Source organism: Amycolatopsis sp. WQ 127309, from assembly GCF_023023025.1.
In the GTDB taxonomy this organism is placed as follows: domain Bacteria; phylum Actinomycetota; class Actinomycetes; order Mycobacteriales; family Pseudonocardiaceae; genus Amycolatopsis.
Map to the genome: position 1 here is coordinate 4,910,745 of NZ_CP095481.1, position 19,639 is coordinate 4,930,383.

General features: G+C 72.2%; 19 protein-coding genes. 9 read left to right on the forward strand and 10 right to left on the reverse strand.

What is annotated here, in order from left to right:
- Nucleotides 1-14 precede the first annotated feature (14 nt).
- A complete protein-coding gene (locus tag MUY22_RS23165) occupies nucleotides 15-368 on the forward strand; it encodes an arsenate reductase family protein (protein WP_247062431.1) in 354 nt (117 codons plus the stop codon).
- Here MUY22_RS23165 and MUY22_RS23170 read toward each other — a convergent pair.
- Complete coding sequence (locus tag MUY22_RS23170) at nucleotides 365-1,576, reverse strand: threonine synthase (RefSeq protein WP_247062432.1); 1,212 nt, start codon at nucleotides 1,574-1,576, stop codon at nucleotides 365-367. The genes MUY22_RS23165 and MUY22_RS23170 overlap by 4 nt on opposite strands.
- Nucleotides 1,577-1,596: 20 nt before the next feature.
- Nucleotides 1,597-2,088 (reverse strand): emopamil-binding family protein, encoded by a 492-nt coding sequence (locus MUY22_RS23175; protein ID WP_247062433.1) that lies wholly within the window; start codon nucleotides 2,086-2,088, stop codon nucleotides 1,597-1,599.
- A gap of 30 nt (nucleotides 2,089-2,118) precedes the next feature.
- On the opposite strand from MUY22_RS23175, the gene MUY22_RS23180 reads away from it, so the two are divergent.
- Nucleotides 2,119-2,913, forward strand: coding sequence for a DUF1295 domain-containing protein (locus tag MUY22_RS23180; protein ID WP_247062434.1), 795 nt, complete (start codon nucleotides 2,119-2,121; stop codon nucleotides 2,911-2,913).
- Nucleotides 2,914-3,014: 101 nt separating this feature from the next.
- On the opposite strand, the gene MUY22_RS23185 is transcribed toward MUY22_RS23180, so the two are convergent.
- The 3 genes from MUY22_RS23185 to MUY22_RS23195 form a co-directional block, all read right to left on the reverse strand.
- Nucleotides 3,015-3,761: an SDR family NAD(P)-dependent oxidoreductase gene (locus MUY22_RS23185; protein ID WP_247062435.1), complete on the reverse strand. Its 747-nt coding sequence runs from the start codon at nucleotides 3,759-3,761 to the stop codon at nucleotides 3,015-3,017.
- A gap of 96 nt (nucleotides 3,762-3,857) precedes the next feature.
- Nucleotides 3,858-4,760 (reverse strand): LysR family transcriptional regulator, encoded by a 903-nt coding sequence (locus MUY22_RS23190; protein ID WP_247062436.1) that lies wholly within the window; start codon nucleotides 4,758-4,760, stop codon nucleotides 3,858-3,860.
- Nucleotides 4,760-6,019, reverse strand: coding sequence for a cytochrome P450 (locus MUY22_RS23195; protein WP_247062437.1), 1,260 nt, complete (start codon nucleotides 6,017-6,019; stop codon nucleotides 4,760-4,762). The genes MUY22_RS23190 and MUY22_RS23195 overlap by 1 nt, the downstream gene beginning before the upstream one ends.
- 46 nt (nucleotides 6,020-6,065) lie before the next feature.
- On the opposite strand from MUY22_RS23195, the gene MUY22_RS23200 reads away from it, so the two are divergent.
- Together MUY22_RS23200 and MUY22_RS23205 are read left to right on the forward strand one after the other, a co-directional pair.
- Nucleotides 6,066-6,794, forward strand: coding sequence for an alpha/beta fold hydrolase (locus MUY22_RS23200; RefSeq protein WP_247062438.1), 729 nt, complete (start codon nucleotides 6,066-6,068; stop codon nucleotides 6,792-6,794).
- Nucleotides 6,795-7,037: 243 nt separating this feature from the next.
- Nucleotides 7,038-10,307, forward strand: a complete 3,270-nt coding sequence (locus MUY22_RS23205) for a tetratricopeptide repeat protein (protein WP_247062440.1) — start codon at nucleotides 7,038-7,040, stop codon at nucleotides 10,305-10,307.
- Here the strand turns inward: MUY22_RS23205 and MUY22_RS23210 are convergent.
- Nucleotides 10,241-10,468: a hypothetical protein gene (locus tag MUY22_RS23210; RefSeq protein ID WP_247062442.1), complete on the reverse strand. Its 228-nt coding sequence runs from the start codon at nucleotides 10,466-10,468 to the stop codon at nucleotides 10,241-10,243. The genes MUY22_RS23205 and MUY22_RS23210 overlap by 67 nt on opposite strands.
- Complete coding sequence (locus MUY22_RS23215; protein ID WP_247062444.1) at nucleotides 10,465-11,265, reverse strand: methyltransferase; 801 nt, start codon at nucleotides 11,263-11,265, stop codon at nucleotides 10,465-10,467. Before MUY22_RS23215 ends, MUY22_RS23210 begins: the two co-directional genes overlap by 4 nt.
- Nucleotides 11,266-11,293: 28 nt before the next feature.
- Between MUY22_RS23215 and MUY22_RS23220 the strand changes: the two genes are divergently transcribed.
- Together MUY22_RS23220 and MUY22_RS23225 are read left to right on the forward strand one after the other, a co-directional pair.
- The gene (locus MUY22_RS23220; RefSeq protein WP_247062446.1) at nucleotides 11,294-12,754 is read left to right on the forward strand and encodes a PLP-dependent aminotransferase family protein; all 1,461 of its coding nucleotides are present in this window, start codon (nucleotides 11,294-11,296) and stop codon (nucleotides 12,752-12,754) included.
- Between the two features lie 167 nt (nucleotides 12,755-12,921).
- Nucleotides 12,922-14,691: an MFS transporter gene (locus MUY22_RS23225; protein ID WP_247062449.1), complete on the forward strand. Its 1,770-nt coding sequence runs from the start codon at nucleotides 12,922-12,924 to the stop codon at nucleotides 14,689-14,691.
- A 141-nt stretch (nucleotides 14,692-14,832) separates the two neighbouring features.
- On the opposite strand, the gene MUY22_RS23230 is transcribed toward MUY22_RS23225, so the two are convergent.
- Complete coding sequence (locus MUY22_RS23230) at nucleotides 14,833-15,933, reverse strand: acyltransferase (protein WP_247062451.1); 1,101 nt, start codon at nucleotides 15,931-15,933, stop codon at nucleotides 14,833-14,835.
- Nucleotides 15,934-16,089: 156 nt separating this feature from the next.
- Between MUY22_RS23230 and MUY22_RS23235 the strand changes: the two genes are divergently transcribed.
- Entirely contained in the window at nucleotides 16,090-16,977 is an 888-nt protein-coding gene (locus tag MUY22_RS23235) for an SUKH-3 domain-containing protein (RefSeq protein ID WP_247062454.1), read from the forward strand.
- 105 nt (nucleotides 16,978-17,082) lie between these two features.
- Nucleotides 17,083-17,250, forward strand: a complete 168-nt coding sequence (locus MUY22_RS23240; RefSeq protein WP_247062455.1) for a hypothetical protein — start codon at nucleotides 17,083-17,085, stop codon at nucleotides 17,248-17,250.
- Between the two features lie 145 nt (nucleotides 17,251-17,395).
- Here the strand turns inward: MUY22_RS23240 and MUY22_RS23245 are convergent, their stop codons facing one another.
- Together MUY22_RS23245 and MUY22_RS23250 are read right to left on the reverse strand one after the other, a co-directional pair.
- A complete protein-coding gene (locus MUY22_RS23245; RefSeq protein WP_247062456.1) occupies nucleotides 17,396-18,058 on the reverse strand; it encodes a peptidylprolyl isomerase in 663 nt (220 codons plus the stop codon).
- 26 nt (nucleotides 18,059-18,084) lie between these two features.
- Nucleotides 18,085-18,339, reverse strand: coding sequence for a DUF2631 domain-containing protein (locus MUY22_RS23250; RefSeq protein WP_247062457.1), 255 nt, complete (start codon nucleotides 18,337-18,339; stop codon nucleotides 18,085-18,087).
- Between the two features lie 95 nt (nucleotides 18,340-18,434).
- Here MUY22_RS23250 and dxr point away from each other — a divergent pair, with 95 nt between their 5' ends.
- Nucleotides 18,435-19,637, forward strand: a complete 1,203-nt coding sequence (dxr, locus tag MUY22_RS23255; protein ID WP_247062458.1) for a 1-deoxy-D-xylulose-5-phosphate reductoisomerase — start codon at nucleotides 18,435-18,437, stop codon at nucleotides 19,635-19,637.
- Nucleotides 19,638-19,639 lie beyond the last annotated feature (2 nt).

A 19,639-nucleotide genomic window follows, 5' to 3' on the forward strand; every position in this document is an offset into this window, starting at 1 on the left:
GGTAGGCTGCGCCGGTGGAGATCTGGGTCAACCCGGCGTGCGCGAAGTGCCGGTCAGCGGTGTCGATGCTCGACGAAGCCGGCGCGGAGTACACCGTGCGCCGCTACCTCGACGACCCGCCGACCGCGAAGGAGCTGAAGGCCGTCCTGAAGCGGCTCGGCCTGGAGCCGTGGGACATCACGCGCACCACCGAGCCGGTCGCGAAGGAACTCGGCCTCAAGACGTGGGGCCGCACCCCGGCCGACCGCACGCGCTGGATCGACGCCCTGGCCGCGCACCCGAAGCTGATCCAGCGCCCGATCATCACCGCGGACGACGGCACGACCGTCGTCGCCCGCACCCCCGAAGCGGTGCAGTCGGTCCTCTAGGGGATCGAGTCGGTCTTCGCCAGCAGCGGCACGTCGAGCGGCACCGTCTCCGGGTACTTGATCCCGGCGCCGGTGTTGAGCACGACGACGTCCTCGTCGCCTTCGAGCCAGCCGGACTCGCGAAGGTGCCGCAACGCGGCGAAGCACGCTCCGCCCTCAGGGCAGACGAAGGTGCCTTCGCGCTCGGAGAGTTCCCGTTGCGCCGCAAGCAGTTCCTCGTCGGTGACGGCCACCGCGCTGCCGCCGGTCGCGTAGACGGCGTCGAGCACGAGGAAGTCGCCCAGGGCCTTGGGCACGGTGATGCCGAACGCGACGGTCCGCGCGTCCGGGAACGGCACGCTCTCCCGGTCGCCGCGCGAGAACGCTTCGACGATCGGGGCACAGCCGGTGGCCTGGACGGCGACGAGGCGCGGCAGCGCGCCGGAAACCCAGCCCATTTCCCGCATTTCCAGCAGCGCCTTGTAGATCCCGATGATCCCGACGCCGCCGCCGGTCGGGTACAGGATCACGTCGGGCAGCCGCCAGCCGAACTGCTCGGCGATCTCGTAGCCCATCGTCTTCTTGCCCTCGATGCGGTACGGCTCCTTCAGCGTCGAGACCTCCTGCACGTCCGGACGTCGCTGGACCGCCGCGGCGACGAGCTTTCCCGCGTCGCCGATGAGCCCGTCCACCCGGTACAGCTCGGCGCCGGCCGCGACGCACTCGCGCATGGTGATCGACGGCGCGTCGTCCGGCATCGCGACCAGGCTCGTCAGCCCGGCGCGGGCCGCGTACAACGCCCACGCCGCGCCCGCGTTGCCGTTCGTCGGCATCGCGATCCCGCGCACGCCCAGCTCGGCCGCCCGTGAGACGCCGACCGCGGCGCCCCGCGCCTTGAACGAGCCGGTCGGCACCAGCCCCTCGTCCTTCATCCACAGCCGGGACAGGCCCAGCTCACGGCCGTAGCGCGGCAGGCGCAGCAACGGCGTCATGCCCTCGCCGAGGCTCACGACGTGCTCGGCCGAGCGCACCGGCAGCACCTCGTGGTAGCGCCACAGCGTCGGCTCGCGCCCGGAGATCTCCTTCGGCGTCACGCCTTCGCGGACGCCGTCGAGGTCGTAGCGCGCGAGCAGCGGCGCGCCGGCCGGGGACACGCCCTGGACGACGTCGGCGTCGAGGCGCTCGCCGGTCCGGGAGCATTCGAGGTGGCTGAGGAACGAGTACGGCACGGCGTCTCCGGTCTGAAGCGTCAGAAGCGGCGGGTGAACGGCTTCGGCGCGCGCATCCGGATCAGCAGCAGGAGCGGCACCAGGACGTAGGGCAGGTTGAACGCGAGGAACTTCACCGGGTTGCCGGTGCGCGTGGCCGGGTCGCCGAAGAACTCGACGCCGAACACGACGACCCCGGTGAGCGTGACGATCATCGTCGCGTAGACCACCGCGGGCAGCTGGATCCAGTTCTTGCCGCTGAGCAGCGCGAACACGAGCACGACGTAGAACGGCATGTAGACGAACGCCGAGAGCCCGGTGACGATCCGCATCCAGTCCGGCGGGTGCATGAACAGCGGGTCCGCGTCGTGGGCGTACCACCAGTTCGAGTTGACGAAGAAGTTGCTGGACGGCTGCGAGAAGTCCACGCCCACGGTCGGCAGCAGGTCACTGATCAGCGAGGTGATCGTGAAGGCCGAGAACAGCACCGCGAAGAAGATGTCGATCTTCCGGTCCCGCAGCGGCAGGTTCATGTGATCGATCCTAAGTCCTATTGTGAGGGCATGGACGCGCTGCGGGTCTGCCTCTACGTCTTCGCCGGAGTGACGCTCGGCACGTGGCTGCTGTCGGTGCTGACCAGGGAGTACTCCTGGGTCGACCGGATCTGGTCGATCGTCCCGGTGGCCTACCTGGGCATCTTCGCCGGCGCCGCCGGGTTCGCCGACGCCCGCCTGGACGTGATGTTCGCGCTGGTCCTGGCGTGGGGCGTCCGGCTGACGTTCAACTTCGCCCGGAAGGGTGGTTACGCCCGCGGGGGCGAGGACTACCGGTGGGCGGTGCTGCGCGAGAAGCTCGCGCCCTGGCAGTTCCAGGTGTTCAACTTCTTCTTCATCTCGCTCTACCAGAACGCGATCCTGCTGCTGATCACGCTGCCCGCGATGACGGCGCTGGACCACCAGGGCGCGTTCGGCGTGTGGGACGTCGTCGTCGCGGTGATCTTCGCGGCGTTCCTGGCCGGCGAAACGGTCGCGGACCAGCAGCAGTGGACGTTCCACCGCGAGAAGCACGCGGGCCGGGCGTCGACGCGCTTCCGCCAGGACGGCCTGTTCCGCTACTCGCGGCATCCGAACTTCTTCTTCGAGCAGGCCCAGTGGTGGGTGATCGCGGCGTTCGGCGTGGTCGCGGCGGGTCTCACGTGGACGGTCCTGGGCGCGATCCTGCTGACGCTGCTGTTCGTCGGGTCGACGAAGTTCACGGAGAGCATCACGCTGGGACGCTACCCGGAGTACGCGGACTACCAGCGCCGCACGTCCGCGGTGGTGCCGTGGCCGCCCAAGCGCGAGCCGGTCCGCCCGTAGCGGCAGAGCCGTTTCCGCCCGGAACGTCACCAGTCGGTTCCGGTGTGCCCCGATGGCCGCGGGACGGCGTCACTTCCGGCGGTGACGCCGTCCCGCCGGGCTCACACCGCCACCCGGCCGCCGTCCACCGGGAGGATCGCGCCGTGGACGAAGCTCGAGCCCTCCGCCGCCAGGAAGGCGATCGCCGACGCGATCTCCTCCGGGGACGCCGCCCGGCCCGCCGGCGCCGCCGACGCCAGCTGGTCCAGGGCGTCGCCCATCGCGGCTGTGCCCTCGGTGCGGGTCGGGCCGGGGCTGACCGCGTTCACGCGGACCCCGGACGGGCCGAACTCCGCCGCCCACGCTTTCGTCAGCAGCTCCAGCGAAGCCTTCGACGCGCCGTAGAGCGCCATGCCCGCCAGGCCGATCTTCGCGACCATCGTGGTCACGTTGACGATCGAGCCGTGCCCGCGCTCGGCCATCTCCGGGGCCAGCTCGGCCACCAGGAAGAACGCCGCCTTCACGTTGGTCGCGAAGACGCCGTCGAACTCCGCCTCCGTCGCGGATCCGGTGGGGCCGAAGGGAAAGACGCCGGCGTTGTTCACCAGCACGTCCACCTGCCCGCCCACCTCCCGCGCCCGCGCCGCCAGGGCCCGCGCCGACGTGGCGTCCGTCAGGTCGGCCGCGACGAAGTCGGCCTTGCCGCCCGCCGCGCGGATGCGCTCGACGACTTGGGCGCCGCGCGTGGCGTCCCGGCCCGACAGCACGACGTGGGCGCCGAGCCCGGCCAGCGCGACCGCCGTCGCCCGGCCGATCCCGCTGGTTCCGCCGGTCACCAAAGCCGTGGTACCGGACAGTTGTGCAGTCATGTTCTCGTCTCCTGCTCTCGTTCGGGTGATTCCCCGGGTTCAAGCGGGAGCGGCCGCGCGGCCTTCCGGATCGGCGTTCGGCACTGCTTATGGCGGCTATCGGCCGGTTCGATGCCCGGCGTCTTCCAGGGCCGCCACGAACTTCCCGAGGTCGCGCCGGTGCGACGCGGCGGGCCAGACCGCCCAGGTGCGCCGGACGATCGGGTGCCCCGCCAGCGGCACCCACGTCACCGTCTCCGGCAGCGGGTACGGCCATTCCGGCGGCGCCAGCGCGAACGCGCCGCCGGCCGCGACCGCCGGGAGCTTCAGCTCGACGATGATGGCCTGCCCGTCGGGGACGTCCGGGCCGAGGTCGAGGCCGTGGCTGCGCAGGATCGCGGTCAGCTCGTCGAACCACGCCGGGCTGCCCGACCGCGCGAAGCCGAACCAGTCCAGCCCGGCGAGGGCCTCCAGCCGGACCGGCTCACCCAGCTTCTCCGCCAGGTCCGCGGCCAGCAGCACGCCCAGGTTCTCCGAGACGACCGGCACGGCGTCCAGGTCCGGGCCGATCGGGCGCTCGCGCACCAGCCCGACGTCCAGTTCGTCCGCCCGCAGCGCGGCCACCTGCGCCGCGGTCGAGAGGTGCCGGGCCCGCACGCGCGTGTCCGGGCAGGCAGCCGCCAACGCCGCGAGCGCGGTCGGCAGCAGCTCGGACGGCAGCTCCAGCGGGACGCCGACCCGCAGCACGCCGCCGCCGGCCGTGGTGTGGCGGGCGAGCGCGGCCAGGGCCTGGTCGTGCCGCGCCAGCACCGCGCGGGCCTCGGTCAGCAACGTCGTCCCGGCTTCGGTGGCCCGCACGCCGGTGCTGGCCCGCACCAGCAGCTGCACCCCGAGCCGCCGCTCGAGCGCGGTGATCGTCTGGGACAGCGCGGGCTGGCTGACGTGCAGCTCGCGCGCCGCCTTCGACAGCGTGCCCGCCTCGGCGACGGCGACGAACGCCCGCATCTCGCGCAGCTCCATCAGCGCGTCCAGACGATCGGCAGGGACTTCAGCCCGTTCTGGAAGTTCGAGCGCAGCCGCACCGGTTCGCCGGCCGGCGACACCTCGCCCAGCAGGTCCAGCACCGCCGTGAACATCGCCCGCAGCTGCACCCGGGCCAGCTGCGCGCCGAGGCAGAAGTGCGGGCCGTGGCCGAAGGCCAGGTGGTCGTTGGGCGTCCGCGCGATGTCGAACGCGTCCGGATCGTCGAACACCGCCGGATCACGGTTGGCCGAGGAGAACCACACCACGACCTTGTCCCCGGCCCGGATGTCCACACCGGACAGCCGGACGTCGGAAGTGGCCGTGCGCCGGAAGTTCATCACCGGCGTCCACCACCGCAGCATCTCCTCCACCGCGGACGGCAGCAGCGACCGATCGGCCAGCAGCCGCCGGTACTGCACCGGGTGCGACAGCAGCGCGAGCATCCCGCCCGGCAGGCCGTTGCGCAGGGTTTCGTTGCCCGCCACGGAAAACAGCCAGAACAGGTTCTCGAACTCGGCCAGCGAGACGCGGCCGCCGTCGTCGCCGACGTGCCGCATCAGGGTGCTCATGACGTCGTCGCCCGGGTGCTCGCGCTTGTGCTCGCCGAGGGCGTTCGCGTACGCGTAGAGGTCCGGCATCCCGGCGCGCGTGCGCGGGTCCGGCATCACGCCGTCCGGGCCCGGTGCCGGCCGGACGGCCAGCGCGGCCCGCGCCAGGTCGGTCACCTCCGCCGGGTCGACCGTCGAGCTGGCCGCGTACTCGGCGTCCTGGTAGCCGATCACGCGGTTGCTCCAGTCGTACATCAGCCGCCGGTCGCGCTCCGGCACGCCGAACACCGCGGCCAGCGTGCGCAGCGGCAGGTCGGCCGCGACCTTCGCGAAGTCGCACCCGCCCTGGCCGGCGACGTCGGCGACGAGCTCCCGCGCCGACGTCTCTATCTGCTCGGTCAGCTTCGCGATCGCGCGCGCCGTGAACGCCTTGGTCAGCAGCCCGCGCAGCCGGCCGTGCTCCGGCGGGTCCATGTTGAGCATCATCCGGCGCACGTACGCGAGGTCGGCGCCCGCCGGGTCGCGGATCTGCGTGCCGCCGAGCTGGGAAGAGAACCGGCCCGGGTCGCGCAGCACCGTGCGGACGTCGGCGTGGCCCAGCACGGCCCAGAAGTCGTCGACGCGCACCACCGGCGTCTCGCGCCGCAGCCGCGCCAGCTCGTCGTACGGGACGCCCCGCACGTAGCCGTCCGGATCGGTGATCCCCACGCGCCCGACCCTAGCCCGGCGCCACGACGTAGGGGAGGCTGCTGCGATGGACACGCTGAACATGCGCACCGGCGGCGAGGGCGAACCGGCCATCCTCTTCCTGCACGGGCTCGGCGCGACCGGCGCCGTGTGGGCCCACCTGACCGAAGCGGTCCCGCGGCGCGTGCTGGTGCCCGACCTGCCCGGCCACGGCCTGTCGGCCCCGCTGCCGCACTACAGCTTCGAGACGCTCACGGCCGCCGTCGCGCGGGCGCTGCCGGACAAGAAGCCGCTGGTCGTCGTCGGCCACTCGCTCGGCGGGGTGCTCGCGCTCGAGCTCGCCTCGGGTAAGTACGACGTCGAGGTCGCCGGGGTGCTGGCGCTGGGCGTGAAGGTCGAGTGGAGCCAGGACGACCTGGGGCGGGCGGCGTCGTTCGCCGTGCGGCCGCCGCGGGTGTTCGAGACCCAGGCCGACGCCGACCAGGCGTACCTGAAGGTCTCGGGGCTGCTCGGGATCGCGCCCGCCGACCCGGCCGGGCTCCGCGAGACGGAGGGAGGTTGGCGTCTCGCGATGGACCCGGCCGCGTTCGGCGTGGGCGCTCCGGACATGCCTGCCCTGCTCGCCGCGGCGCGGTGCCCGGTCGTGCTGGCGGCGGGCGAGCACGACCCGATGAGCCGCCGGGAGCAGCTGCGCGTCCTGGCCCCGGACTCGGTCACCCTCGCCGGTCTGGGGCACAACGCCCACGTCGAGGACCCGGCCGCCGTGCGCGCTCTGCTCGAGCGCCTCGGCGTCTGAAGCCCGCGGGTGCAGCCGTCGTACCCCACGCGACGGCTGAACCGCGAACCCCTCGCCACCACCGGACCCGCACAGCCTAGAAAGGCTCGGTGGACGAACGGCTGTACTCGACCCGAATGCGCGGTCACCCCCTGTCACCTGCGAAAACAGGGATCTTCGCCGTTCGGTGGTACAGCGGAACCGGCACGTTGGCGATGCTGGAGGGGTACGTTCGGCGCGAGGGGCACGCGGGGAAGGACGCTTGTGGACGATGGCCTGCCGTTCGCCGGATGGCTGCGCGACGAGCGGGTGCGCGCCGGGCTGACCCAGGCGGAGCTCGCCGGACGCGCCGGGCTGAGCCTGCGCGCGATCCGCAACGCCGAGCGCGGCAGCGTTCGGCGGCCCCGGCCGGAGACCGAGCGGCGGCTGCGGGAAGCGCTGGCCGAGGCGCCGCCGGAGCCGGTGCGGATCGACGTGCTCGGGCCGCTGGCCGTCCGCTTCGGTGACCGTCCCGTCGAGATCGGCGCGGAGAAGCAACGCCTGCTGCTCGCGCTGCTCGCCCTGCAGCCGAACCGGACCGTGCGGCGCGAGGACCTCGTCGACGTCATCTGGGACGAGCCGCCGCCGTCGTGCCTGGAGCTGGTCCACACCTACGTCGCGCGGCTGCGGCGGGCGCTGCGCCCGGCCGGCCTGATCACCACCGACAAGGGCGGCTACCGGCTGTCCGTCGGCGCGGACGAGCTCGACCTCCTGCGCTTCGACGCGCTGGTGGAGCGGGCCGAACGGGAGCCCGAGGCGGCCGAAGAGGCCTACCGCGACGCGCTGGCGCTGTGGCGCGGCCCGGCACTCGCCGACGTCGAACGGCTCCGCCAGCACCCGGTCCGGCTGGCGCTCGCGATGCGGCGGGCGCAGGCCGTGCTGGCCTACGCCGGAGCCGCGGCGGCGCACCCCGAGGACGCGGCCGTGCAGCTGCGGGCGCTGACCGCGGAGGAGCCGCTGAACGAGTCGGCGCACGCCCGGCTGATGCTGGCGCTGGCCGCGTCCGGGCGGCAGGCCGCCGCGCTGGGCGTCTTCGACGAGGTCCGGCGGCGGCTGGCCGACGAGCTGGGCATCGAACCCGGCCCGGAGCTGCGCGAGGCGCAGCGCCAGGTGCTGCGGCAGGACTTCGGCGCCCCGGAGCAGCCGGCCTCGGTGCCCGCGCAGCTGCCCGCGGACGTCCACGGGTTCCGCGGGCGCACGGCCCAGCTCGGCGAGCTGGACGCGCTCCTGCGCCGCGGCGAGGCCGACACCGGCGCGCGCATCGCCGTGCTGTCCGGGACGGCGGGCGTCGGCAAGACGGCGCTGGCCGTGCGCTGGGCGCGGCGGGCGCGGGCGGAGTTCCCCGACGGCCAGCTGTACGTCGACCTGCGGGGCTACGGCACGGTCCGGCCGGTGGAGCCCGGCGACGCGCTGTCCGGCTTCCTGCGCGCGCTCGGCGTCGACGGCGCGGACATCCCCGCCGAGCCCGACGAACGGGCCGCCAAGTTCCGCACGGTGCTCGACGGCCGGCGGATGGTGCTGCTGCTGGACAACGCCGGGTCGGTCGGCCAGGTCCGCCCGCTGCTGCCCGGCTCGCCGTCCTGCCTGGTGCTCGTGACCAGCCGGGACGCGCTGCCGGGGCTGGTCGCCCGCGACGGCGCTCGCCGCGTGCTCGTCGACCTGCTGACCGACACCGAGGCCCGGGACCTGCTGCGGACCCTGGTCGGGCGGCGCGTCGACGACGAACAGGCGGCCACCTCGGCGCTGATCGGCTACTCGGCCCGGCTGCCGCTGGCGTTGCGGCTGGTCGCGGAGCTGGCGCTGAGCCGCCCGGGGGAGCGGCTGACGGCGCTGGAAGCCGAGCTGGCCGACGAGCGGCGGCGCCTGGACCTGCTCGACGGCGGCGGTGACCCGCTGACGGCGGTCCGCGCGGTGTTCTCGTGGTCCTACCGGCACCTGGCGGCCGACGCCGCGCGCGTGTTCCGGCTCTGCGGCCTGCACCCGGGCCGCGACCTGACCCCCGCCGCGATCGCCGCGCTCGCGCGGCTCCCGCTGCCGGAGGCCGAGCGGCTGACCGGCTCGCTCGTGCGGGCCCACCTCGCGCAGGAGACCGGCCACGACCGCGTCCAGCTGCACGACTTGCTGCGCGTCTACGCCGCCGAGCTGGCGGCCGAGGAGCCGGGCGAGAGCCACGACGCCCAGGAGCGGCTGTTCGACTTCTACGTCCGATCGGCCGCGCAGGCCATGGACGTCGTCCTGCCGCTGGAACGCCACCTGCGCCCGCAGGTGCCGGACCCGGACGTCAAGGTGCTCGACGCGCCGGCGTGGCTGGAGGCCGAGCGCCGCAACCTGCTGGCCGTCGCGGCGCACGCGACCCGGCACGGCCGCCCGGAGCACCTGCGGCTGCTGTCCGGGATCCTGTGGCACTACCTCGACGTCGGCGGCTACCACGAGGAATCGCTGGTACTGCACACCCACGCGTCCGTGCTGGCCCAGGACTCCGGCGACCGGGCGGCCGAAGCCGACCCGCTGACGCTCATCGCGCTGGGCCACTGGCGGGTCGGCCGGTCCCGGGAAGCCGTGCGGTACCTGGAAGAAGCGCTCGTCATCGTCCGCGAGTCCGGCAACCGGGTGACGGAGGTCCACGTGCTCAACACCCTCGGCCTGGCCTGCCGCGCGCTGGGCCGGTTCGCCGAGGGCATCGGCTACTCGACGGAAGCCCTGGCCCTGGCCCGGAAATCCGGCGATCAGACGAGCGAAGGCCTGGTGCTGGTGGTGCTCGGCTGCACCTGCCGCGGCATCGGCCGCTACGGCGAAGCGATCGGCTACCTGGGTGAAGCCCTGGACCTCGCGCGGGAGATCGCCGACCGCACGAGCGAGGGCTACGCGCTGGTGAACATCGGCGACGCGCTGTCGGCGCTGGGGCGTTACGACGAGGCCGTCGCCTCGATTTCGGCGGGACTGGAGCACTTCCGCGCGATGGGCGTGCGCGTCAGCGAGGGGTACGCGCTGGGCATCCTCGGCGACATCGAGCACGCGCGCGGCCGGTACGCCGAAGCCGAGGCGCACCTGGAGCGGGCGCTGGAACTCGCGCAGGAGACCGGCAGCCCGACCAACCGCAGTGTCGCGCTCAAGCACCTGGGCGACGTCCGGCTCGGGCAAGACCGGCACGACGAAGCGGCCCAGCACCTCGAAGAGGCACTGGGCATCGCTCGTGAATGCGGGGATCTCGGCGTGCAGTCCCGCGTGCTGAACAGTCTCGGCTTCGTCGCCATCGCGCGTGGCCGCGACGACCAGGCGCTGACGTACCACCGTGAAGCCCTTGCCGCGGCGAAGGAAACGGGCTGCCTGCCGGAGCAGGGCCGGGCTCACCGCGGGCTCGGCGACGTCCACTGTGGACTGAGTGATCCGGACGCCGCGCGCGAACACTGGGCCCGCGCCTTGGATTGTTACGCCGCGGAACGGGTTCCCGGCGCGATCCTGGTCCGGGAACGGCTGGCCCGCGTCGCGGAGTAGTGCCGCTCTTCGGCGACCAGGTCGCCTTCGAGGCGCTGGGCGTCGCGGTCGTAGACGTCCATGCTGCCGGCCAGCCGGTTGCGCGGGTACGGACGGCGGCGGTAAGCGTGATCCAGTGCCCAGACGAGGAGTCCGGCGGCGACGAGAACGGCGATGATCATGACGCTCCTCCCGGAGTTCGATGTGCTGTTGCCTTGTAGAACGCGTAATGGAACGTCCCGTATTCCCTTGTGGTGCGGTAAAGATCGGCTACGCCGCGGTTCCACTCGGATGCCGTAGTGAGCCCGCGCGCGATGGCGTCCTCCTCGACGCCTTCGACCATCGCGATGAACGTGTCCCGGGTGAACCCGGCGACCAGGCCGGGCCGGGACGCGTCGACGTAGACGGTCCGGGGTTCGACGGCGACGTCGTCGAACCCGGCGCCGGCGAGCAGCGGGTAGAGGCGGCGGCCGAGGAGCGCGTCACCGCCGGCGTCGGCCTGCAGCCGGACGAGGCAGTCGATGGCGGCTTGGGCGTGCTCGCTGCGCGGGTGGAAGAACGCCGAGCCGTGGTCGCCTTCGACCACCGTGATGGTGCCGCCCGGGCGGAGCAGGGTTTTCAGGTGCGCCAACGCTTTCCCGGGTTCGGGGAGGTGTTCGAGCACGAAGCAGACGAAGATGTGGTCGAAGGTCTCGTCGACGTCGAACAGGTCGGCCCGCCGCCAGTCGACGTCGGCGCCGACCTTCGCTTTCGCTTGCGCCAACGACGCCGCCGAGACGTCGATCGCGGTCAGGTGCGCGCCCGGGCTGCGGGCGACGAGGTGGCCGGTCTGGGCGCCGACGCCGCAGCCGACCTCCAGGACGCGGCTGCCCGCGGGGTAGGTCGTCCCGGCGTGCAGCAGCTCGGCCAGGGTGTCGGCCTGGTCGCCGAGGCGGCGGGCCTCGGGCTCGGCGTATCCGTGCACGTAACTGGTGTCCATGAACCCAGCGTGCTGCGACAATGGCCCGATGGACAGGGCCAAACCGGACCCGGCGGAAGGGACCATAACCGCCGGCTCCGACTTCCTGCAGCTCGACGTCCGGGCCGCGCCGCCGGGCGGGCTCGCGGACTGGCTCGCCGGGCAGCTGCGGGCCGCGGTCGCCGACGGCCGGCTCTCGGTCGGCGGCCGTCTCCCCGCGTCGCGGGTGCTGGCGGCCGAGCTGCGCGTGTCGCGGGGTGTGGTCACCGAGGCCTACCAGCGGCTCGTCGACGACGGCCACGCGGCGGGCCGCGGCCGGGCCGGCACGGTCGTCGTCGCGGCGCCGGTGCTCGCGCCCGCGCCGGTGCGGCGTCCACTGCCCGCGAAGGTCATCACGGCGTTGCCCGGCGCCGACGTCTTCGACGAGGTCCGCGCCACCCCGGCCCGGATCGACCTCACGCCGGGCGTGCCGGACCTGACGGCGTTCCCGCGCGCGGCGTGGCTGCGGGCGGAGCGCGCGGTGCTGGACGAGCTCGAGCCGGCCCACTTCGGCTACGGCGACCCGCGCGGGGCGCCGGCGATGCGGCTGGCGGTGTCGCGCTGGCTCGCGCGCAGCCGCGGGATCCGCGCGGATCCGGGCGAGATCATCGTGGTGTCGGGGGTGGCGCAGGGCCTGACGCTGCTCGGCGAGGTGCTGCGGCAGCGGGGCGTCGACGAGATCGCCGTCGAGGACCCCGGCTCGCTCGGCGCGCGGCAGCACCTGCACCACAACGGCCTGGCGACCCCGCCGATCACGGTCGACGACGACGGCCTGCGCGTCGACGAGCTGCGGGCGAGCGGCGCGCGGGCGGTGCTGCTGACGCCGGCCCACCAGTTCCCGACGGGCGTGGTCCTGGGCGGCGAACGCCGTCGCGAGCTGATGCGCTGGGCGGGCGAGGGCGGCCTGGTCGTCGAGGACGACTACGACGCCGAGCACCGCTACGACCGCGCGCCGGTGCCCGCGGTCCGGTCGATGCTGCCGGAGGTCTGCTACACGGGCAGCGTCTCGAAGCTGCTGGCCCCTGCCCTGCGCGTCGGCTGGCTGCTCCCGCCGCCGGCGTTGCGCGAGGACCTCGTCGCGGCCAAGCGGTTCGCTGACCTGGGCAACGCGGTGCTGGCCCAGCTGGTGCTGGCCCGGTTGATGGAGACGGGCGAGCTGGAGCGTCAGCTGCGCTCGGTGCGGGCGCGGCACCGCCGTCGTCGCGACGCGATGATCCGCGCGGTGACGGCGTCGCTCCCGGCCGCGCGGGTGCACGGCGCGGCGGCGGGCCTGCACCTGACGATCACGTTCGAGCAGGGCTTCGACGACGTCGCGCTGGCGGCGGCCGCGCTGGCGGACGGGGTGAAGGTCCAGCCGTTGTCGTGGCACCGGCAGCGGCCCGGGCGGCCGGGCCTGGTCATGGGCTACGCGGCCCGCACGGCGGGGGAGATCGCCGACGGCGTGGGCGTGCTGGGGCGGCTTCTCCGTTAGCGCGGGGTTACGGCGGCGTCACGTCGCGGCGTCACCTTAAAGAGTCCACAAAGGATATTCATGGCGATGTGATCATGCTCTCGCAGGCGATCCCCCGTGATGGTTGCCATACGCAAGCAAGTTGCTTAGCCTAGCTAAGGGACTTGCGAGTGGAAGGTTTGCACACAGTGGCGAAAAGCCGGACGTATTCGATCGAGGAACTGGGGCCTCGGTACAAGTGGATCGCGCTGTCCAACACGACGCTGGGCATGCTGATCGCCACGATCAACTCGTCGATCGTGCTCATCGCGCTGCCCGACATCTTCAAGGGCATCGGGATCAACCCCCTGGAACCCGCCAACACCAGCTACCTGCTGTGGATGATCATGGGCTTCCTCGTGGTCACCGCCGTGCTGGTGGTGAGCTTCGGGCGGCTCGGCGACATGTACGGCCGTGCCCGGATGTACAACCTGGGCTTCGCCGTCTTCACGGTTTCTTCCGTCATGCTGGCCATCACCTGGTTCGACGGTGACGCGGCCGCGCTGTGGCTGATCGGCTGGCGGATCGTGCAGGGCGTCGGCGGCGCCTTCCTGATGGCGAACTCCTCGGCGATCCTCACCGACGCCTTCCCGGCCAACCAGCGCGGCCTCGCGCTCGGCATGAACGGCGTCGCGGCCATCGCGGGCTCGTTCCTCGGCCTGGTCGTCGGCGGCGTGCTCGCGCCGATCGACTGGAACCTGATCTTCCTGGTCTCGGTGCCCTTCGGCGTGATCGGCACGATCTGGGCCTACCTCAAGCTGCACGACACCGGCGTCCGCAAGCACGCGCGGATGGACTGGTGGGGCAACATCACCTTCGCCGTCGGCCTGATCTCGGTGCTGGTCGGCATCACCTACGGCATCCAGCCCTACGGCACCTCGGCGACCGGCTGGGGCAGCCCGATGGTGCTCTCGTGCCTGATCGGCGGCGTCGCGGTGCTGATCGGCTTCGTGGTCATCGAGACCAAGGTCGACAACCCGCTGTTCCGGCTGTCGCTGTTCAAGATCCGGTCGTTCACCTGGGGCAACATCGCGAACCTGACCGCGTCGCTCGGCCGCGGTGGGCTCCAGTTCATCCTGATCATCTGGCTGCAGGGCATCTGGCTCCCGCAGCACGGCTACACGTTCGAGCAGACGCCGTTGTGGGCGGGCATCTACATGCTGCCGATGACGGTCGGGTTCCTGCTGGCCGCGCCGACGTCGGGCATCCTCGCCGACCGGATCGGCAGCCGCATGCTGGCCTCCACCGGCCTGGCGATCACGGCGCTGACGTTCCTGCTGCTGATCATCCTGCCGGTGAACTTCGACTACTGGGCGTTCGCCGCGATCCTGCTGATCAACGGCATCGGCATGGGCATGTTCTCCTCGCCCAACCGCGCCGAGGTGATGAACAGCCTCCCGGCCGACTCCCGCGGTTCGGGCGCCGGGATGATGACGACGTTCCAGAACGCGGCGATGGTCCTGTCGATCGGCTTCTTCTTCAGCCTGATCATCTCGGGCCTGTCGAGCAGCCTCCCGTCGACGATGCACGACGGCCTGATCGCCCACGGCGTCCCCGAGGCGGCGGCCACCCAGGTCGCCCACCTCCCGGCGGTCGCGGTGCTGTTCGCGGCATTCCTGGGCTACAACCCGATCCAGCAGCTCCTGGGCGGCCAGCTCTCGTCGCTGCCGCCGGACCAGGCCCAGTTCCTCACGGGCCGCAGCTTCTTCCCCAACCTGATCTCGGGCCCGTTCCAGTCGGGCTTGGCGGTGGCGTTCGGTTTCGCCATCGTGGTCTGCCTGATCGGCGCGGTGGCGTCGTTGCTGACGAAGGACGTGAAGAAGCCGAAGGGCCAGTCGGTGGGCGAGGAACTGGCCGCGGTGGCCGGCGAGTCGGGCACCGGCCCGAGCGAACTGGTGGCACCGGCCGTCGAGCGCTGACGGTAGGTTCCGGAAGCCGGGTACCGCACCTGCGGTACCCGGCTTTGTCGTTGAGGTCGCCGGTCCTGGCTCGGCCGGCGTCTCCGGTGCCGCGAACGTCGACCGAGGAGGACGCTGCGGATCCGGAACGATTCTGCTGACTCAGGCCACGGCCATGGCGGGCTCCGCAACCTCGGCCACCGGCGCGGCTTCGGCCTTCTTCGCCCGGCGGCGCGCGATGATCCGGCGCCCGACGTCGATCATCGGGACCTCCACCCAGCGGTAGAGCAGGTCGGCGGCCAGCAGCCCGACGATCGTCACGGCGACCGCGGTGAGCGTCCGGTGCGGCGCGAACTGGGGGATCGCACCCGCGAGCGCCACGGCGACGACGCCCTGCATGAGGTACAGCGAGTAGGACCGCTCGCCGATGAACCGCAGCGGTGCGAGCGACAGCACCCAGGCCAGCGGGCCGCCGGCGACCAGCGACGGCACGAGCAGCGCGGCGAGCAGGACGTAGAGGGTGCCGGTGATCGACCCGCCGTCGTCGTGCAGCAACGCGGTGATCTCGCCGAACATGGTCTGGACCGCGATCAGCGCGGCGGCGACCACGAGCCCGACGACCGGGTGGGTGAAGAACCGCAGGGCGGCGAAGCCCTTGCGGTGGTGCAGCACGATCGCCAGCGTGCAGCCGATGAGGATCGGCGAGTACGCGCCCGCGTAGGGCATGAAGGGGATCAGCGCGAGCATGACCGCCACGAGGCCCAGCGAGAGGCTCAGGCGCTTCGCGAAGCCGAGCGCGGCGACGCCGAAGGCGAGCAGTGGCCACACCAGGTAGAACTTCTGCTCCACGCCGAGCGTCCAGGCCTGGCCGAACATGGTCATCTGGTGGTACTCGCCGACGAACGCGACGTTCCACGGCAGCGCCGCCACGATGCCGCTGTGCCGCAGGCCGAGGCCGCGGAAGTACGCGAAGACGACGACCACGCCGATGACGACGTAGTAGACGGGCAGGATGCGGAACGCGCGGCGGATGTAGAACTCCGCCAGCGACACCCGGCCGGCGCGGTCCTCTTCGCGCAGTGCCAGGGTGGTGATCAGGAAGCCGGAGAGCACGAAGAACAGGTGCACCCCGATCCAGCCGTTGGCCCGCACCCACCCGGGTCCGCCGTAGTGGAAGACGACCACGAGCACGGCGGCGATGGCGCGCACGCCGTCGAGGGCGCCGAATCTTCGGGTGGCCAGGTACTCGTCGTGCGTCATCATCACGTGATCCCCCCACGCAGCGCAGCCCACTGAACTCGCACAATGTAATTGGACGAAGCTGGCATTCACTCGTCAGGGTGACATTTGGGCGGTAAACCGGTCGAGTTGGCCGCCGACAGCCCGATAGCGCGCGGGATCGTGACGGGGGAGACCGCAGTGTTCACTATTTCGGTGCCGGACGGCGGTGGCCATGACACGTTCTTCGCGGCCGTCCGCGCGGCGCTCCCGCTCGACCCACCGGTGCCGGGCTCGCGCAGCTGGGACGCGCTGTCGAGGTCGCTCTACGCGGGCCTTCGCGGGCTGGGCGCCGCCCGCGTGGAAATCCGCTGGCCGGACGCGGAGCGGTTCGCCGCCCGGTACCCGGAGGACTCCGTGCCGGCGAGGGCCGTGCTGGAGTTCGTCGCGGCGAGCCTTGCCGCGGACGACCACCCGGTGGAGCTGCGCACGGTCTTCGGCGCCGTAGCCGCCCCGCCGTCGCGGTTCGCCGGGCGGGTCGAGCGTGACCTGCGTGCCGCGGGCTGGCTCCCGGGCCGGCAGGTCGACACCGCGGGCTGGCGGGAGCAGCTGGAAGCGAGCGGCGAGGTTCGCATGCACGAGGCGGCCGAGCGGTTCCTCGGTGAGTTCGGCGGCTTGAAGGTCGACATCTCCGGACCGGGGATCTCCGTCGCCCGGGTTCCGTTCGAGTTCAACCCCGGTGACCTCGACGGCGAAGAGGGCCGGTTCGCCGACTGGGGCGCGGCCTTCGGGATCTCCCTGTTCCCGCTCGGCGAGCTGGACCGAGGCCGGACCTTCCTCGGCATTTCCGAGATTGGCGAGGTCGTCCTGGTGGAGACGTGGGTGGCGAGCTTCGGAGTAGGCGACACGGCGCTGGAGAACCTGATCCTGGGCGTCCGCCCGGTGCCGAGACCCGTCGCGATGGTGGTGGACCGTGACGTGGTCCAGATCCAGAGTCTCCCCGCGCGGCCGCGGCCGAAGCCACCCGCTTTCGGCGTCCGTGACGGTGAACCGCGTCGGCCCTACGGCTTTGCGCCCAACCCGTGGTGACCGCGCAGGGACACGAAAGCCCCGGCGTCTGGGTCGCGAGTGTGTCCGCGCCGGCCCGGGAACTCGTCCGCGGACCTCCCGCGGGAACTGCTTGACCTCTACGGGGTGATCGACGAGGTCTCGCTCCCCGACGTGGGGGACGGCTACTTCGTCCACGCCGCGGAGTCGGTTCTGGTCGAGCACGGTGATGAGCGGCCGACGCGGGTGACCGGATCCGTGACGGACGAGATCGTTGTCTTCGCGTCCGACGGCGGGGTGCCCTCTTCGCGTTGAGCAGGAGCGGGCGTGGGGTCTACCGCATGACCGGCGGGCGTTCGCAGCGCGCAGCCAGTCCTATGTGGACGGCGAAGTCTCGGTTGTGGCCCCGGACATCCTGCGGTTCCTGGACTTCGTGCGCGAAGAACTGCGCACGGCTGACCTACCGGCCGAGCGTGGCCCGCTGGATCTTCACCGGTTTCGCCGGTGCCCCGTCCAGCGGCCCGTTCGGATCGGTCGGGATGATCCCGTCCGCCACCATGTGATCAATGGCGGACATCCCTCGCACCACGGTCCCCAGCACCGAGTAGTTCGCCGGGATGTTCGCGAACGAATGCACGATGAAGAACTCCGACCCGTTCGTCCCCGGGCCCTGGTTCCCCATGGCGATCGTCCCGCGAGGGTACGTCTCCGTGCCCGACACCTCGTCCGGGAACTTGTACCCCGGCCCGCCCTTCTCGACCTCGTAGATGTCTCCGCACTGGAGCACACCCAACCGGGAAGAGTTCGACAGGCGCCAGCACTGGGAGTGGTCGTAGAACCGCTGCAAGACCAGGGAAGCCATGTTGTGCACCGCGCACGGCGCCGCCCCCGCGCGGTTCAGCCGGACCGTCACCGGCCCGTAGTTGAACCGGAACGTCACATCGACGGTCCCGCGCGTCAACGCAAAGGGCAGCGGACGCACCACGGGACGAGCCGCCGGGTTGTCAGGGGTCGGTGTGAACGTGCACCGGACCACCGGGGCGGACGCGGCGGAAGCCGGAACGGCGGGCACCACGAGGGCACCCAGGACACCGACGAGAGCCAAACCCCAGCGCAGCTTCATGAGCCGGGAGGTTAGCGGGTCACCAACTACTTGCGCCAGGCCGTGCGGCGCTTGCGGATGTCGAGGACCAGCAGCAGGACGAGGAACGCCGCCAGGCCGACCAGCCAGACGTTCTCGGTGTTGTTCTCGTGGTTGCCCTTGATCATCACGAGCAGGATGACCGCGCTGACCCAGCCGGCGATCCGGGTGCCCTTCGGGAAGGAGCCGTGCCAGCCCCAGGCCGCGGACGGCTCGTCGCGGGGGTCGACCTCGGGCCGCTTCTCGACCGCCTTGCCTGCCACGATGAACTCCCTCAAGACCCATGAACCACGTACCCCGCGATGATCCCACACCTCCGCGTGCGCCGCGGAGACGGCCCGCGCGACAATGGCCCGCGATGACTACCTCGCGAAGCGTCCTCGTGCTCGGCTCGACCGGGTCCATCGGAGTGCAGGCCCTCGACGTCGCGGCGCGCAACCCGCACCTGTTCCGGGTGGCCGGGATCGCCGCGGGCGGCGCCGATCCCGCGGCCCTCGCCGCGCAGGCGCTCGCGCACGGCGTCGAGGCCGTCGCCGTGACCAAGGCCACGGCCGCCGAAGACCTGCAGCTCGCGCTGTACGCCGAAGCGCAGAAGCGCGGCTACTCCCGGGGTGACTTCAAGCTCCCGCGGCTCTTCGCCGGCTCCGACGCCGTCACCGAGCTGATCGACGCCGTCCGCGTCGACACCGTCCTCAACGCGCTGCCCGGCTCGCGTGGCCTCGAACCGACCCTCAAAGCGCTCGCCACCGGCGCCACCCTCGCGCTGGCCAACAAGGAGTCGCTCATCGCCGGCGGGCCGCTGGTGCTCGCGGCGGCCAAGCCCGGGCAGCTCGTGCCGGTCGACTCCGAGCACTCCGCGATCGCGCAGGCGCTGCGCGCGGGGCACCAGAGCGAGGTCGCGCGGCTCGTGCTCACCGCGTCCGGGGGGCCGTTCCGCGGCCGCAAGCGGGCCGATCTCGCCGACGTCACCGTCGAGCAGGCGATGGCTCACCCGACCTGGTCGATGGGCCCGCTGATCACCATCAACTCGGCCACCCTGGTCAACAAGGGCCTCGAACTGATCGAAGCCGCGCTGCTGTTCGACGTCCCGCCGGAGAAGATCGACGTCACCGTGCACCCGCAGTCGATCGTGCACTCGATGGTGACCTTCACCGACGGCTCGACGATCGCCCAGGCCAGCCCGCCCGACATGCGGCTGCCGATCGCGCTCGCGCTGCACTGGCCCGACCGGGTGCCCGACGCCGCCGCCGCGTGCGCCTGGGACACGGCCGCGACCTGGACGTTCGAGCCGCTGGACGACGAGGCCTTCCCGGCCGTCGAGCTGGCCCGCCACTGCGGCACCGCAGGCGGCTGCCTGCCCGCCGTCTACAACGCCGCGAACGAGGAGCTCGTCGCCGCCTTCCTGGCGCAGAACACCCGCTTCACGTCGATAGTGGACACTGTTTCCGAGGTGGTGGGAGCCGCCGACGAATGGCGTCGCGAACCTCGCGACGTCGAGGACGTTCTCGCGGCCGAGCGCTGGGCTCGCGCCCGGGCCGGTTCGATCATCGAGGGGAAGTAGCG